Below are 15924 nucleotides of genomic sequence, written 5' to 3' on the forward strand. Positions count from 1 at the left end.
CCCGAGCTTAACGACTTGTCCAGTTTTACGGGGCCAGCTCAGTCTACCCGTACATGGCTGGCCGCGATCGGCCTGATGCTGACCATGCTTTTGAACCTGACGCCGTCACGCGCGGCCGATGCCGACCCGTTCGGCCATATTGCCGATTTCGTGGGAAAGACCTGGCGTGGTGAAGGCACGGGACCAGATGGCAAGCCGATGGTTGATCTGTCGCGGTGGGAATGGGCGCTGGGCGGCCGGGCAGTGCGGATCACCCATATCCTGTCCGATCTATCCTATGGTGGTGAGACGCTGGTCTTCTGGGACAAAGCACGCCAGAACCTGATCTACCATTACTTCACCACCGCCGGGTTCCACACCCAGGGGGTAATGCGCGCCGAGGGTCCGGGGCACCTGATCGCCGAGGAAGACGTCACCGGTCACCCAAAAATCACCAAGGTCCGCTCCACCATGGTTATCCAGAACGGGATATTGACCACTCAGGCAGAATTCCTGGCCGACGGCAGATGGGCACCGGGCCACTCCATCACCTATCGGGCGGCAGCAGCGCAGGAACTCCCGCCCTTTCCAAAGGCCCGGTGACGGCAGTTCAACGGCTATCGAGCTTCAACTCAATCCGCCGGTTGAGCGCCAAGGATGCAGGGCTGCTGCCCGGTTCCAGGGGCTGGAACTCCCCAAAGCCGGTGGCGGCCAGCCTTTCCGGTGGCACACCCATCTGAACCAGAAAGTTGACGACGGAAATGGCCCGCGCCGTCGACAATTCCCAGTTACTGGCCCAGCGGCCACCGCGGACGGGCACGATATCCGTGTGCCCGTCGATCCGCAGAATCCAGTTGATGTCAGGGGGCATTTGTCCGGCCAGGTCCAGAAGGGTCTTGGCCAACCGGCCAAGCTGTACCTGGCCTGCCTCACCCAGTTCAGCCGAGCCGCTGTCAAACAGGACTTCTGACTGGAAAACAAAACGATCGCCAACGATGCGGACATCGTCGCGATTGCCCAGAATCTCGCGCAGCCGGCCGAAGAACTCCGAACGGAAGCGGGCCAGTTCCGCGACCTTGCCAGCCAGTGCGGTATTCAGCCGCTTACCCAGCTCGACAATCTGTACCTCCTGCTCCTTGGCCTTGGCTTCCGATGCATCCAGACTGGTCACCAATTGCTGCAATTGGGCCCGCAATGCCGCGATCTGCTGGTTGAGCAGCGCCACCTCATCGCGGGCTGCGGCACCAGCCTTACGTTCCTCGGCCAACTGCCGGGTCAAGCCCGCCACCCGTTCATCCGCCGTCAAGGCCGCATCCTCGGCCGCCCCCAGGGCGTCAAGACGGCCTTGTAAAGCTTCCTTCTCGGCCAGGGTGGCCCGAAGCCGGTCGGTCAATTGACCAAGGTCGGCCTGCATCCGCGCCGTATTGTCCCGCTCAAGCGCCAGGGCGTCAGCCAATTGTGCGACCCGGCCCTGCAGGTCTGCCAATTGCCTGTCCCGGCCCTGCAAGGCGCTGGTCAGATAAAACTGGCCAAGCACAAACACCATCAGCAGGAAAATGACCACCATGGTCAGGCTGGACAGCGCATCCACCCAGCCGGGCCAGATATCAACCTTCTCCCCCCGGGACCCGCGGCGGCGGACATAGGCCATGGATCAGCGCTCCGCATCGCCGAGCGCCGCCATGGTGCGGGCCAGGATCTTGATCTCACTTCGTAATTCCTGGGTGGCTTGGATACGGCCCTGGGTCGTTTCCTCCAATATCCGCGCCGTGTAAATCTCCAGGTTGCGGATATGGGTCCGCGTCGCCTCATCAATGCCCAGAGTGCCGCCATTGGACAGACCCTCCGCCAGCTTCTCAAACAGAGGCCGCATCTGGGCCGTGCCTTCGGCCAAGCGCATCATCACCTGCTGTTCAGTACGCATCTGGTCAGTCAGGGTGGCGATCCGTTCCGTCAGTTGCGCCAATTGCTGATTCTGTGTCTTACGGCCCTCTTCCGCGCTGGCCATGGTGAATTGCAGCCGCTCAATATTCTCTGCCGTCTGTTCCAGCAACGCCTGGATATAGACCGGCACCGCGGCAGGACTGGCCCCAAGGCCGCCGCCATCTGTCTCGCCCAGGGCGCCGCTGGACAGACGCGTGACGCCGGCCAGCCAATCTTCCAACTCTGTGTAGAACCGATTCTGGGCCTGCCCAGCCTGCAATTCCAGAAAGCCAAGGACCAACGAACCCGCCAACCCGAACAAGGACGAAGAGAAGGCCATACCCATGCCCGAGAGGGGCGCGGACAACCCTGCTTGCAGATTGCCGAACACACCAGCCACATCCGCATTGTCAAAGCTGAGGCCCGAAATGACGGTGCCGATGGATGAAACCGTCTGCAACAGCCCCCAGAACGTCCCCAGCAGGCCCAGAAAGATCAGCAGACCAATCAGATATTTGGAAATTTCCCGGCCTTCATCCAGCCGGGTGCCAACACCATCCAGCAGGGATCGGCTGGCCAGGGTGGACAGGGTGAAACGCCCCCCCTGCCTTTCCCCCAGCATACGGGCCATAGGGGCCAGCAGGCGGGGCTGGACGCTGGCTGGGCGATTAGCCGTGAAGGCCTCTAACCAAGCCACCTCCGGCGCCAGGGTAGTAACCTGTCGGAAGATGAACCAGATACCCAGCAGCAGCGTAAACAGGATCAGCCCGTTCAGCGCCGGATTGGCCAGAAACGCCTGGACCAGCGACGGCAGCAATATTGCTGCAATCATGGATACTGCCACGGTAAACAGCGCCATCCGCGTTAAAAACCGGCGCGGTGGGCTGGCCGGTGGCGCCGGAACCTGTATCGGGTCGGGCTGTGGGCTGCGGCGGTCGGCAGACAGGGTCATGGGCGGATCACCAGATCGACACGGTCGGGGGGCGGGCCGCCAGGGGCGGCATCGAGGGACGAACCCTCGGCAAATACCAACAGGCGCAGGGGATCAATCCCCTGCTTCACCAGGTGATCACGCAAGGCCCGTACCCGCAGCAGGGCTGTGCGGCGCCCGTCTGTCGGGCGGTCCGCCCGTCCCGTGGCATAAGCACGAAGTTCAAGACGTTCAGCGGGCCGCGCCTTCAGCCGGGCAATGATATCCACCAATACTGCTTCAGTACCGGTCGGCAGGGGTTCGGCACCCGCCGCATAGATTATCATGCTCTGGTCAGCAGGAATACGCGCAGGTTCCGGACCGGTCACGGCCCCTGGATACCGCGCCGCAGGAAGAACCGTGACAGGTGCCACCGGGATGTCCGTTTGATCCGGTGTCGCCGGCAAAGGCGGCAGGGTCATGTCCGGTGGTGCCGGAATTGGCAGGGATGGTCGTGCGGGCACCGTCACAGGCGGCGCCGATGGCAGTGTCGGGATGCTATTCTGGGCGTCTGCCGGCACGCCAGGCCAGAAGAGCAGCAACGACAGGGCGAAAGCGGTGAAAAGGCGCGTCATCATACCGGACAGATAAGCGGTCAATTGTGGCCCTGACATGTCACAGCAATCCAGAACCGTTCAGCCGCAGAGACGATAGCGGACATAGGCGCCGGGAGCCATCCTTGATACGGCCGGCAAGAGAGCCTCAATCTACAGAAAGGGCGATGGATGGCCACCATCGCCCTTCTTGTTGACACCGCCGGACCAGGGATCAGGGAATCTGGGTTTCTACGCCGGTCTGCGTCCGGGGCGACGGCGGCGGCTCACGCCGCGATCGGGCCTCTTCCTCGGCCTGGCGGCGTTGTTCGCGCAGACGGCGGGCCGTTTCTTCGGCAGCCTGACGTTGCTCATCATCCGCCTGTCGGCGGGCCGCCTCCTCAGCCTGACGGCGCTGCTCCTCCATCTGGCGTGCACTTTCGTTCGCCGCGCGACGATGGTCATCCTCTAACTGCCGGCGGACAGCCTCTTCCGCCTGCCGGCGCTGTTCGTCCAACCGGCGGGCTTGATCCTCGGCGTCCCGGCGACGATTATCATCGGCCTGCCGGTTGGCATCCTCCTGCGCCCGGCGCCGCTGTTCCTCCAGGCTACGGGCTGTTTCATCCGCGGCACGGCGGCGATCATCATCGCGGAACTGTTCCTCGGCCTGGCGGCGCTGTTCCTCCAAACGCCGGGCCGCGTCCTCTGCGTCCCGTTGACGTCGGTCATCATCGCGCGGCGATGGCGGCTGGACGGCGGGCGGGCGCTCATAGCGGCGACGTTCCTCCTCGAACCGACGGCGATCTTCCTCTGCCCGACGGCGGGCATCGTCTGCGCGGCGACGGTCATCTTCTATCCGGTCACGCGCCCGCCGCTCTCGCTCCCAACGGTCACGATCCCGTTCCCACTCACGGCGACGACGTTCATGCTCCCAATAGATCTGACGACGGCGCTGTTCCCAGAGATAGGCATCCCAGCGGGCCCGATCCCGCTCCAACTCCCATAATAGCCGCTCATATTCAGGATCTCGGAAACGGTCGTCATAACGACCAGCCCCGGTGCGATAGCCCGGATCGTTCCAGATCACCGCACCGGCGGCACCGCCGCTGCCGGCCACCGACGGCAGGCTGGCCGGTGTGGTTGCCATCAGGGACATCAATTCCTGCCGTTCTGCCGTGGTCAGGGCGCGGGCAGGGCTGTTCGTCGCCGGGTCACCGGCACAGATGCGGCGGAATTCTTCCACCCGCGGGTTGGACAGCGGGACCTTGGGCCAGACATCCGGCGCCAAGGATGAGAGCTCCAGGACCAGTCGACGCTGTTCCGCCGCCTCATCCTGGGTCAAGGCGCGCCCTGGCAAACCTGCATCTGGGTTGCCCATACAGATCAACCGCAGTTCCGACAGACGCCATGAACCGGCGGCAATCTGACGGTTACGCATTTCCCCCTGCTGAATGGCCGGGTCAACGGCACAGGCGCCGAGCCCCAACAACAATGCAACGGCAAAGGAAGCGGGCAAGAAACGGCTTCGCATGATTATTGGCCCTGGAAGGCGGTCACCGGCGCCATCCGCCGGCCCGCTCATTTGGCGTGCCACGAATGGCGGAATTGAGACGGAAGAGTAGCGTTTGTTGGGTACAGCCCTTGTGGACATCACCCCAGCCAGACAAGGCCAAGATAAATAGCCTCCAGCCCAAGAATGGTGAGGCCGATGCCACGCAGCACTGTCGGATCACGCAGCCACGGATAGGAACGATATGACCACTGCTCATCAAGGAAGCGGTCGTCCCCGGCCCGCATCCGTGCCTCTATGCGCTGGCGCTGCCATCCCGGCACGGCGAGCAGCAGCAACGCTGAAATCGTCGGTCCGATCAACAGGATCAGGTTGATCTCCATGCGCGCCCTCCCCCTGCTGCTGCTGCTGCTCGCAACAGCATAAGACACCACCCGCTCCGGAACGATCAGATCCCGCCACCCATCTGCTGTTGCTCACGGCGGAACGGATGGGCCGGATAGACGCCCAGGAATTTCACCTCGCTGGCAAAGAAACCCAGTTCCTCCATGGCCAGACGCAGGGACCGTTCCTCCGGATGGCCTTCAACATCAATATAGAACTGGGCCGCGGTAAAGCGGCCATCGACGAGATAGCTTTCCAGCTTCGTGATATTGACGCCATTCGTAGCAAAGCCGCCCAGCGCCTTATAAAGCGCCGCCGGTCGTGACCGGACACGGAAGACAAAGGTGGTAACGCTGTCCGTCCCGCGCTCAGGAACACTCGGTTCGCGGGCCAGGATCAAGAAGCGTGTCGTATTATGGGCGGCGTCCTCGATCCCCTTGGCCAGCACCTGCAGCCCATAGATCTCGGCCGCGAGATCGGAAGAGATGGCGGCTTTCGTGGGGTCGTTCCAGCGTGCAACATCGGCGGCGGCGCCGGCCGTGTCGGCATTGTTGACCGGCTTCAACCCGCGGGCGCGCAGATAGTTGCGGCACTGGGACAAGGCCTGGATATGGGAGTGAACCTCGGTCAGGCCCTCCATCGTCGCGCCCTGCGGGGCAACCAGACAATGGACAACGCGCTGGTAATGTTCACCGATGATATGCAGACCACCATGCGGGAGCAGATGATGAATATCGGCGACGCGCCCGGCCACCGAATTCTCCACCGGGATCATGGCGAGTTTGGCCCGGCCCTCATGCACAGCGGCGAACGCATCCTCAAACGACGCACAGGGCAGCGAAACCAGGTTGGGGAACACGCTGCGGCACGCCAGGTCGGAGTTGGCACCGGGGGCGCCCTGATAGGCGATCGTAGAGGCGGGCATGGGAAGGCTCTGTCTGTGGAAAAGGCAAATGACGGGTGGCCGTGATGTCACGGCACGGGCGATGGGGCCAGCATTCGGCGGGCACGGTCAAGGTCTTCCTCTGTATCCACTCCCAGCGGCACAATGTCCACCCGTGCCAACGCGATGGCCATGCCATGGGCCAACGCCCGTAACTGTTCCAGTTTCTCCCGCTGCTCCAATTGGGCCGGCGTCAGGGAGACAAACCGCTCCAGCGCAGCACGGCGATAGGCATAGAGCCCGATATGATGAAACAGCGGCCCGCCCCCCCAGGGCGCCGTGGCACGGGTGAAATACAGGGCGCGGCCGGTTTCCCGGCCCGGCGCCATCTCCACCACGGCCTTCACGACATTGGGATTTGTGCGTTCAACAGGATCGGTGATCACCGCGCCCAAGGTGGCAATATCAAAAGTTGGATCGCCCAGTGGGCCGATTACAGCGCGGATGGCACCGGGATCAATGGTTGGCAGATCGCCCTGCACATTCACGATGGCATCGTGCCGACCCGCCGGATCCACCCGGCATACCGCTTCCCAGACACGATCTGAGCCTGACGGGTGGTTCGGATCGGTCAAGACAGCAACACCGCCAGCGGCGGTGACGGCATCAGCAATGGCTTGCTCCGCGGCGGCAACCACCACCGGGCCAATCCCCGCTTCCATAGCGCGTCGCCAGACATGCACGATCATCGGCAGGCCATGGATATCGGCCAGCGGCTTGTCCGGCAAGCGCGTGGAGCCCAGACGAGCAGGGATCACTACCAGCGGGTGGGCCAGCGGAGCACAGAGCGGAGGACGGTTCGTATCGGTCATTATTCTCCCGTGCGACATTTGGTCCGCCGGGTCAAGGCGGAAAGCCATGTGCGTTCTTGCATCCTTCGGCTAAGTATCGCGCATGGACAAACGCCAAGGCGGGCATGGACGTGCCCGCTTGTTGGCGTTATTGTGCCCGCGCTTGGCGAACCCAAGGGATTAGGACTGATGGCGAGCAGCACCTTCAATAAGATTTTCATGGCGATCCTGACGGCGACGCTGATCGCCCTCCTGGCGGGTTTCGTCTCCAAGAAGCTGATTCACCCGAACTTCCCGGCGGAGCGCGCCTTTAAGGTGGAAGTGCCGGAGACCGAAACCGCCGCCGCCGATGCCCCGGCCGCCCCGGCGGAACCGGATCCTGTGACGCCCCTGCTGGCTGCTGCCGATCCGGCTGCCGGCCAGAAACTGGTCAAGGCTTGTGTGGCCTGTCATAGCTTCGAGAAGGGTGGCGCCAACAAGGTTGGCCCGAATCTTTGGGATATCGTGGGTAATAAGCATGCCCATGCCGAAGGTTTCGCTTATTCTGATGCCATGAAGGCCCAGCCGGGCCCCTGGGACTTTGAGCATCTGAACAAGTTCCTGGCGAACCCGAAGGCGACCATTCCGGGCACCAAGATGAACTATGCCGGCATGAAGAAGGTCGAGGATCGGGCAGCGCTGATTGCATATCTGCGCACTCTGTCCGACAACCCTGTGGCGCTGCCGTAATCGGCATCGCACCAGGAACATGCTATGAAAGGGGCGGCAGTGATGCTGCCCCTTTTCTTTTGCAGGGGCAAAACTGCGCTTTCCGGAGTCGTCTGATATGTCCGCTGTTCCCGATTTCCTGGTCGATCTTGCGCTGCGCTGCGCTGATGCAGCGGGCGCGGTCGCCCGCCGCCACTACCGTACGCGGGTGGCTGTCGATGTGAAGGCTGACACGTCCCCTGTCACGATCGCAGACCGGGAGGTGGAAAGCGCCATCCGCGCCATCCTGACCGCCGAACGCCCAGACGACGGCATCCTGGGTGAAGAACATGGCAGCCAGGCGTTGAACGCCGAATATGTCTGGGTCATTGATCCGATTGACGGCACGAAATCCTTCATCACCGGCCGCCCGCTGTTTACCACCCTGATCGCGCTGTTGCATCGCGGGGTGCCGGTGCTGGGCATCATTGACCAACCGGTGGTCGGTGACCGCTGGCTGGGCGTCACCGGGCGCCCGACCACCCTGAACGGTACCCCGGTCGCCACACGGCCCTGTGCGGATATCAGCCTGGCGACACAGGCGGCGACAATGCCGTTTCATCAGGTCGAGTTCGCAATGACCCAGGCCAGCAGCCGCTACATGGTCTGGGGTGGCGATGCTTATGCTTTCGGCTTGCTGGCCGCCGGCTTCATCGACCTGATGGTGGAGGCCGGCCTGCAACCCTATGACTGGGCAGCTCTGGTCGCCGTTATCGAAGGCGCCGGTGGCATGATCACCGACTGGGAAGGCCAGCCGCTTCGGTTGGGCTGCAACGGCAATGTTGTCGCGGCGGGCGACCCCACCCTGCATGCCCATGTCCTGTCGATGTTTCAGGAACGGCGCGAGGTCTGAGCATAACCGGGTGGCGCCGTAGCCACCCGAGTCGGGGTTCAGTTGTCGACTGTCGGCGTGCCGGCCACACGGTTGGCCGGCAAACGCACCGTAACGGTCGTCCCCAACGCCGGCGTGCTCTGCATGGTCAGGCTGCCGCCATGTGCCTCGGCATAGCCCCTGGCCAGCGGCAACCCCAAACCGGCCCCCGGCTGACGGCGATTATGCCCACCCTCGACCTGGGCGAACGGTTCAAGGGCGATCCGCATGGCATCGACATTCATGCCGATACCATGATCGGCCACGTCAATCAGCAGATCCCCTGTCGGCCCGTCGAGGCGTACGGCAACCTCCACGGCCTGACCGGCATCGGAAAACCGGATGGCGTTCCCCAACAGGTTAACGACGATCTGCTTCAGCCGCATTTCATCGGCCAAAACCCGCAGACCGGCGGGTGAGACGTCCAACCGCACCGGCACGCCACGTTCCACAGCCTTCTGACGCAGCAGACGTTCGCAGCGGTCAATCAAGGGGGCCACCTCTACCCACCCTTCACGCAGTTCCAGCGTGCCCGCATCCATCCGGGCAATATCCAGTAGGTCATTCACCAGCCGCAGCAGGTGCAGCCCGCCGTCATGGATATCAATGGCATATTCCCGGTATTGCGGCACGCCGAGCGGCCCCAGAAGTTCATCGCGTAAAATCTCTGAAAAGCCGATGATCGCATTCAACGGGGTACGCAGTTCGTGGCTGATATTGGCCAGGAACTGCCCCTTGGCACGGTCTGCAACCGCCGCTCTGGTCTCTGCCGCCCGGACGGTCTCCCGTCTGGCCAGTTCTGGTCGCCGGTCGCGCGCCACCAAGGTCATTTCACCCACCGATTCTCCCGAGACTGGCAGAACCGCCAGTTCCATCGGTACTGTCGCCCCATCAGACCCAACCAAGGACAGGGTGACCCACTCCACCCCGGATCGACCGCGCACTTGCAGGGCGCGATGAAAGATCAACCGGTCGCCCTCAGCCACCAAATCAAGGAAAGGACGCCCCACCACCTCCGACGCTTTATCCGCCGGCAACCCCAGGAGCGAGAGGCCTGCGGCATTAATCAACGACACGCGCCCATCAGCCAGCAGACAGACCATATCCGGCAGGGCATCAATCAGACCTCGGTAACGCCCGGACAGGTGGCGTAAAGCCTCATTGGCGCCAGTTTCCCGCTGGGCCGCGCGCTGCCCGCGCATGAGGACATGGCCAGTTCCGCCAAACAGGGCAAGCAGGACGAGTACCAGCACCCAAAAGATGCCAGCCAGGAAATCGACCGCCGGCGCCGGCGCCCGCCATCCTACCCAGCCAACGGGTGGCGCCTCTGCCGCCACGCCGAACTCCCGCAGGGGTAAGCGCGCCTCTTCCGGCGATACCGGGTGGATACCGATATCAATCATCTCCAGCAGCAAGGGGGCGAGCATACGGGCGACCGCCACACGGTCCAGTTTCTGCATGAAGATCAATACAGCACCATCCGATCGGGCCGCCCCCCCCAGACTGGGACGGATATCAGCGGCCCCGGTCAGATAGAATGTGTCCCCCACACGGGTGACGCCGGTCACCGCTTCGGTGGTGCCGGGCAGCGCGGCGACTGTCTGGTCAATCATTCGACGCATCGCATCTGACAGGGGAAAGTCCTGTAGGCGTGCCGCCGACAACCGTTTGCCATCCTCAACGCCGTAAATGATCTGCCCTTTGCGATCAACGACCAAAGTCATCGACAGCCGGTATCCGCCAGCCAGATAAATGCCGATATTTTCGTCCGCCCACACCATGTCCATCTTGTCCACGATATGGGTGACGGTGGCATCCCACCCCGCATAATCACGCAACACCAGACCCAGGGAGTTCTGGGCCGACCCCATCATCTGTTCCACGCGCTGGCATGTGCGTCGTGCCTCCGCCGCGTCAAAGTAGCGTGCAGCCGTGTACAACACACCCGCAATCACCAGTACTGCCATCACCAGCAGCAACAGGACCGGTGCCGTGACCAATGGTGGCCGGGAAGGATTTGGGGCCAAGAAGTAACGCGGTTCCTGCATCGCCGGAAAAGGTGCTCCTGAAGGCAGCGGGTGCCCATCCTCTACCCGAACGGGGTAGCATGCAACCCTGTTCACGCCATCCTGTTCTTGTGCCCGCCCCCCAGGTAAAGCGGGTGGTTCATGACAATTAAATGACAGAAGGCAAATAATTACCCGGCATAGAAGGCGTGTTGATAATGCAACAGGAATAGACCGTCATAAAGTCGTAATAAAATCGCATCAAATCGGCAATGCGCCTCTGTTAGCCCTCCCCCGGGGCCTGAGGGGCAGCCGAACATACCCGGGAGGGGGGGTCGGCGCGTCGACAGGCTTTGTCGCCCGTGAGATCCCACCGGAGAACAACAATGAGCCTCAAGTCCACCCTGCTGGCCGGCGCCGCCGTCGCCGTTCTGCTCGCCGGCCCTGCCGCCGCCCAGAACGCCTCGCAGACCCAGATCGACGCCCTGTCCCAGCAGATTCAGGCGCTGCAGAGCCAGCTGACCTCGCTGAAGGACTCGGTCGCCAAGGAAGCCGCCGCCACCAAGAAGGCGATGGATGCCATGCCGAAGGTGACAGCCGACGGTGGCCGTATCCGCGTTGCCACGGCCGACAAGAAGTTCGACGCCGCCATCCGCGCCCGCCTTCATATGGATTACGGCTTCTTTAATGGTGGCAAGAACTTCACCACCGACGCCACCGACGGTTTCCAGGTCCGTCGCGCCTTCCTGGGCGTTGCCGGCAAGGTGTACACCGACTGGACCTATGAATTCACCGCCAACTTCGCCGACAATCGTGGCGGTGGCGCCCAGATCCAGGCCGCTAACATCGGCTATACCGGCATTCCCGGCTGGACGCTGGTCGCTGGCGTCATGCAGCCGAAATTCACGTTGGATGACAGCACCTCCTCCAACGACATCGCCTTCATGGAACGCGCGCCGATCGGCAACATCGTTGTCGGTATCGGCGGTTCCGACAGCCGCACGGCCATCGGTGTGACCAACCGGGGCACCAGCCACTTTGTGGCCGCCTATGTCACCGGCAACAGCACCAACACCGCCGGTACGTTCGACGATCAGGTCAACCTGTTGGGCCGCGCCGCCTACAGCTTCTGGTCGGCCAATGAAGGCTCCGCCGGCATTGGCGTGTCGGGCGTGCTGCAGACCAGCCCGCAGGCCGCCGCCCGTCCGGTGGCCGCCGGTACCGCCACCACCACCATCGCCTTTGGTGATCGTCCGGGCGTGCGCATCGGTGGCAACCGCACTTCGCTGACCAGCACCGGCGCCATCAACCAGATCGATAGCGCCTACGCCTATGGTGCCGACCTGGGTATGAACTTCAAGAGCTTCTGGGCCGCCGCCGAATATTACAATTTCGGCGCCGAGTATTCTGACCTCACCGCGACTGGTGCCCGTCAGACCCGTCCGGATCCGGAGTTCAGCGGTTACTACGTGTCGGCCGGCTACATCCTGACCGGTGAACGCCGCAGCTACAATGTTGGTGAATGGCGGGGTGTCTCCCCGTCCTGGCCCGTCGGTCAGAATGGCATCGGCGCCTGGGAAGTGGCCGCACGCTACAGCCAGGTTGACCTGATCGACCGCGACGCCGGGATCAACGGCACGGGTACCGGCAAGGAAACCAACTGGACCCTGGGCGTGAACTGGTATGTGAACCCGGCCATCCGCTTCATGCTGAACCACGTCATCAGCAAGACGGAGCGTCCGAACGGTCAGGATGTCGAACTCGACATCACGGCCGCCCGTATGCAGTTCCAGTTCTGATAACGCAAACCGCCATGTTTCTGCTGCATGGCAGCCGTCAGCAGAAGTAAGTTTGGTTTCCGTTTTGGTAAAGTGCAACCCCGTCACGCCGCAAGCGCGTGGCGGGGTTGTTTTTTTATGACCCCAGTTGAAATTGATTATGTCCAGGCAGGCCTGATTTTGGGTTTTTTATGTCCACAACTCCCCGGAAAGACACCGCTGTCAAAGGCCACATACAAACGATTGCAGCCCCCAGATCGCGTTGCTGAATTTTCTGATATGGAAACAATACATCTGAAGTGATCGTCCCCGCTTTGGCAGCATACGAAACGATGCCCGTTTGATTAATTGCTTGTTAAGGACGACCCCATACCTTCCCCCCTGCTTGTTTCTTGAAAACGGAAACACACTCAACAAAGCAACAGGTCGTGGCGGCGTGACCATCCTTAAGGATGGGTGCGGTCATCTGGCCATTACTGCGGGTTTGGTCAACATTGGGATAGATCTCAAGATCTACATCTTCTTTGCGGGGCGATAATGTCTAACAGGTATTTCCAGGCACCGCTGCGTGCGCTGGCCGGGACTTTTGTACTCTGCTGCATGGCATCGACACCGGCTGTTGCCGTTGACGGCCCAACCGCTGCGGTCGCGGTCAAGGCACTGAATTTCGTGCAACCGAAGCCGGCCAAGCCGATCCCGGTAGCGATTGTCGTTGATGCCGGTCAGTCGGCCGCCGGTGACACGATCAAAGGTGCTCTTGGCGCTGATGTGGCCGCGAAAGTGGTCGAAGGTTCGGGAGACATTGCCGGCGCCGCCGCGGTGATTGTGGTGGGCAAAGCCGACATGACCGCAAAGGCAGCCCCGGGTCAGTTAATCATTGGCGATATGGCCTGCATGGAAGCCGGCCGCTGCGCCCTGGCTGTTGAGCGCCAGGCTTCCGGCGCCGCCAAATACCATGTGAACAGTGCCACGCTGACCAAGACCGGCGTCGCTTTCGACAAAAATTTCCAGATGCTGGTCACCGCCCACTAAGGCTGCGGGACAAGGGAGTTTTATGATGCACCTCAAGACGACACTGCGGGCAGCCACGGCCGCCGCCGCACTTCTGGTTACCAATGCCGCCCAGGCGCAGACCATTGATTATGGCATGTTGCAGGACGCCTTTGGTCAGGCCGTGACAACGGGCGCAACAGGCAAGCCGCAGGTGCAATCCGATGCCCCGGCTGCGATGCAGATCATCACGGCGGAAGAAATCAAAGCCAGCGGTCTGGACAATCTGCCCGACATTCTGGGCCGTGTGGCCGGTGTCGATGTGGTGCGTTGGGGCTCCGCCTCGGCCGACGTGGCCGTGCGCGGCTATAATCAGGCGGGAAACCCGCGTCTGCTGGTGCTGGTCAATGGCCGACAGGTCTATGCCGATCACTATGCCCTGGTCACCTGGTCGGCGATCCCTGTGCAACTGTCGGAAATCCGTCAGATTGAGGTGGTGAAGGGTCCGGTGGGCGCCATCTACGGCTTCAATGCTGTTGCAGGTGTCGTGAACATCATCACCTACAACCCTCTCTATGATAATGCCGGCGCCGCCACAGCCCGTTTCGGCAACCATGGCCAGCGGGAAATCGGCTTGTCGAAGGCGTTGAAGCTGAACGATGCTCTGGGGGCGCGTTTCTCGGCCGGCTATAAGGAAGCGGACGAGTTTGAACGCGGCAATCTCAGCGCTGCGGATCGTCGTTCCCTGCGCGACCCGGAATCGCTGTCCGTCAGCGGTGCCATCATGGCGCAGGTCAGTGACGCGATCCAGGCCGGCATCGAGTTGACCCATTCCGATGTGCAGCAGGCGGAAATGATGCCGTCCGCTGTCTACACCTATCAGCATTTCAAGACCACGTCGGCCAAGGCTGACCTGACGGCAGATGCCGGCGCCCTGGGGCTGGTGAGCCTCGCCGCCTATCGCAACTGGCTGGACTTCAGCTATTCCAGCGTCGGCAGCTCTGACGTCACGACCACTGTTGTGCAAATGTCGGATCTGATCCAGATCGGCACTGACCATACCGTCAAGATTACCGGCGAGTTCCGCCATAACGAGATGGACCAGTTCCTGTCTGAAGGCACTGGCAGCATCGGTTACGATGTCTGGGCGGCTTCCGGCATGTGGGATTGGAAGGTCACACCAAACCTGTCCTTTACCAACGCCGCCCGTGTCGACTTCTTCGACATGAAGCCCGATGGCATCGGCACTTTCCCCCGCCCTGCCAACAGCTATGATGTCACAAGGACCAAGGCCAGTTTCAACAGCGGTCTGGTTTTCAAGCCATCCGACGTCGATACGCTGCGTGCCACCTACGGCCTGGCCAACCAGTTGGCGTCGTTGGTGGAGCTTGGCGGCCTGTATGGCACCCAGGCCATCGCGCCGGGTGTGCGCCTTTACATCCTTGGCAATCCCAGCCTGAAGCCTAGCGAAGTCACCAGCTTTGAACTGGGTTACTCCCGCGCACTGCCGGTCATCAAGGGCCATGCCGCATTCAGCGTTTTCCGTCAGAAGACGGATAATCTGAAGGCCTTCATTGGCGCGGAGACAGCAATCATCAACCGCGTGCCGGTCCTGACGGTCGTTAATGGCGGTGAAAGCAAAAGCTGGGGTGCGGAGGCGGAGGTCAAAGGTAAGACCGACGGCGGTCTGTCCTATGGTGTTTCCTACACGTTCACCGATATCAACGATGCGCTGACGGTCAATCGCGGCGCGGTGCCGACCCGCCCGATCCTGTTTGAAGATGCGACACCGCGTCATAAGGTACAGGGTGAGCTGGGTTATACACTGGGTGCGCTGACCGCACAGGCAAACATCGTCTATCAGAGCTCCCGGACGCTGTTGAAGGCCCCGGCAGCCCTGCAGCCCCTGCGGGCGGTGGAGATTGACGGTTATTGGACCGCCGGCGGGACCATCGCCTATCTGTTTGAGACCGGTACCGAGGTTCGCGCGACCCTGACGGACGCGCTGCGCCCCGATACATTGACGAACCCAGGCCTGCGCACCGAACGTCGCGTTTACGCGACCATATCGCAGAAGTTCTGATCGCCATACCCGCGGCACCGCACTTTTGCGGTGCCGCGGTCCGGATATGCAGTAACGTCCGTCAAATTCACACTTTTTGATTGGTATTTAGGCTTTTTATGCATTGCTACATATAAATCAGCACACAAAGGTGTTTCCTCAAGCTAACCTTCAGGTCAGATTTATTTGTAATTCGATAAGCGGCATATAACTGGACACGGGAATTCTGCCGCAGTGGCAGGAAAACAAATAAATGGATGCGCCATGACAAAACCACGACGCACGTTCGGGGATTGCCTCTTCTTATCCTTTTTTCTTACGCTCCTGGTATGGGCAACACCGGCCTCGGCCTCGGTGGATGGCCCGACAGCAGCCGTCGCCGTTAAAGCGCTGAATTGGACACGTCCGATAACCCTGTTTGATGGGGTCATCTGAGC

At 61.8% G+C, this 15924-nt stretch carries 16 protein-coding genes; 7 read left to right on the top strand and 9 right to left on the bottom strand.

The genetic code is table 11. The annotated features are described in order from the left end of the window. Window positions 1–582: hypothetical protein (locus CHU95_RS00125; RefSeq protein WP_094452511.1), on the top strand; the 582-nt coding region annotated here is incomplete at its 5' end. 7 nt (window positions 583–589) lie between these two features. On the opposite strand, the gene CHU95_RS00130 is transcribed toward CHU95_RS00125, so the two are convergent. From CHU95_RS00130 to CHU95_RS00160, 7 genes are all read right to left on the bottom strand, one after another. After that, a complete protein-coding gene (locus CHU95_RS00130; protein ID WP_094452513.1) occupies window positions 590–1630 on the bottom strand; it encodes a peptidoglycan -binding protein in 1041 nt (346 codons plus the stop codon). A gap of 3 nt (window positions 1631–1633) precedes the next feature. Next, a complete protein-coding gene (locus CHU95_RS00135) occupies window positions 1634–2854 on the bottom strand; it encodes a flagellar motor protein MotA (RefSeq protein ID WP_245837750.1) in 1221 nt (406 codons plus the stop codon). Beyond that, window positions 2851–3486, bottom strand: coding sequence for a hypothetical protein (locus tag CHU95_RS00140; protein ID WP_094452515.1), 636 nt, complete (start codon window positions 3484–3486; stop codon window positions 2851–2853). The genes CHU95_RS00135 and CHU95_RS00140 overlap by 4 nt, the downstream gene beginning before the upstream one ends. Before the next feature lie 154 nt (window positions 3487–3640). Continuing rightward, window positions 3641–4936, bottom strand: coding sequence for a hypothetical protein (locus tag CHU95_RS00145; protein ID WP_094452517.1), 1296 nt, complete (start codon window positions 4934–4936; stop codon window positions 3641–3643). 119 nt (window positions 4937–5055) lie between these two features. Continuing rightward, entirely contained in the window at window positions 5056–5298 is a 243-nt protein-coding gene (locus CHU95_RS00150) for a hypothetical protein (RefSeq protein ID WP_094452519.1), read from the bottom strand. 65 nt (window positions 5299–5363) lie between these two features. After that, window positions 5364–6224 carry a prephenate dehydratase gene (locus CHU95_RS00155; protein ID WP_094452521.1) on the bottom strand — a complete coding sequence of 287 codons (861 nt, stop codon included), beginning with the start codon at window positions 6222–6224 and terminating at the stop codon, window positions 5364–5366. Window positions 6225–6271: 47 nt separating this feature from the next. Next, window positions 6272–7054 carry a 3-deoxy-manno-octulosonate cytidylyltransferase gene (locus CHU95_RS00160; RefSeq protein ID WP_094452523.1) on the bottom strand — a complete coding sequence of 261 codons (783 nt, stop codon included), beginning with the start codon at window positions 7052–7054 and terminating at the stop codon, window positions 6272–6274. Window positions 7055–7222: 168 nt separating this feature from the next. Between CHU95_RS00160 and CHU95_RS00165 the strand changes: the two genes are divergently transcribed. After that, window positions 7223–7762 (top strand): c-type cytochrome, encoded by a 540-nt coding sequence (locus CHU95_RS00165; RefSeq protein ID WP_094452525.1) that lies wholly within the window; start codon window positions 7223–7225, stop codon window positions 7760–7762. Between the two features lie 97 nt (window positions 7763–7859). After that, on the top strand, window positions 7860–8633 hold the full coding sequence (locus tag CHU95_RS00170) for an inositol monophosphatase family protein (RefSeq protein WP_094452527.1): 774 nt from the start codon (window positions 7860–7862) through the stop codon (window positions 8631–8633). A gap of 38 nt (window positions 8634–8671) precedes the next feature. On the opposite strand, the gene CHU95_RS00175 is transcribed toward CHU95_RS00170, so the two are convergent. Next, window positions 8672–10678 carry a sensor histidine kinase gene (locus CHU95_RS00175; RefSeq protein WP_165771911.1) on the bottom strand — a complete coding sequence of 669 codons (2007 nt, stop codon included), beginning with the start codon at window positions 10676–10678 and terminating at the stop codon, window positions 8672–8674. Between the two features lie 365 nt (window positions 10679–11043). Here CHU95_RS00175 and CHU95_RS00180 point away from each other — a divergent pair, with 365 nt between their 5' ends. The 4 genes from CHU95_RS00180 to CHU95_RS00190 all read left to right on the top strand — a co-directional run bounded on the left by CHU95_RS00180 (window position 11044) and on the right by CHU95_RS00190 (window position 15508). Next, a complete protein-coding gene (locus CHU95_RS00180; protein ID WP_094452531.1) occupies window positions 11044–12456 on the top strand; it encodes an OprO/OprP family phosphate-selective porin in 1413 nt (470 codons plus the stop codon). Between the two features lie 27 nt (window positions 12457–12483). Further along, a complete protein-coding gene (locus CHU95_RS21990) occupies window positions 12484–12738 on the top strand; it encodes a hypothetical protein (RefSeq protein ID WP_133065352.1) in 255 nt (84 codons plus the stop codon). Window positions 12739–12972: 234 nt separating this feature from the next. Further along, window positions 12973–13467, top strand: a complete 495-nt coding sequence (locus CHU95_RS00185; RefSeq protein ID WP_094452533.1) for a hypothetical protein — start codon at window positions 12973–12975, stop codon at window positions 13465–13467. Between the two features lie 22 nt (window positions 13468–13489). After that, window positions 13490–15508, top strand: a complete 2019-nt coding sequence (locus CHU95_RS00190; RefSeq protein WP_094452535.1) for a TonB-dependent receptor plug domain-containing protein — start codon at window positions 13490–13492, stop codon at window positions 15506–15508. A gap of 161 nt (window positions 15509–15669) precedes the next feature. Here CHU95_RS00190 and CHU95_RS22615 read toward each other — a convergent pair. Then, window positions 15670–15924 (bottom strand): hypothetical protein (locus CHU95_RS22615; protein ID WP_207762321.1); only part of this gene is annotated, 255 nt, incomplete at its 5' end.

This window comes from Niveispirillum lacus, from assembly GCF_002251795.1.
In the GTDB taxonomy this organism is placed as follows: Bacteria; Pseudomonadota; Alphaproteobacteria; order Azospirillales; family Azospirillaceae; genus Niveispirillum; species Niveispirillum lacus.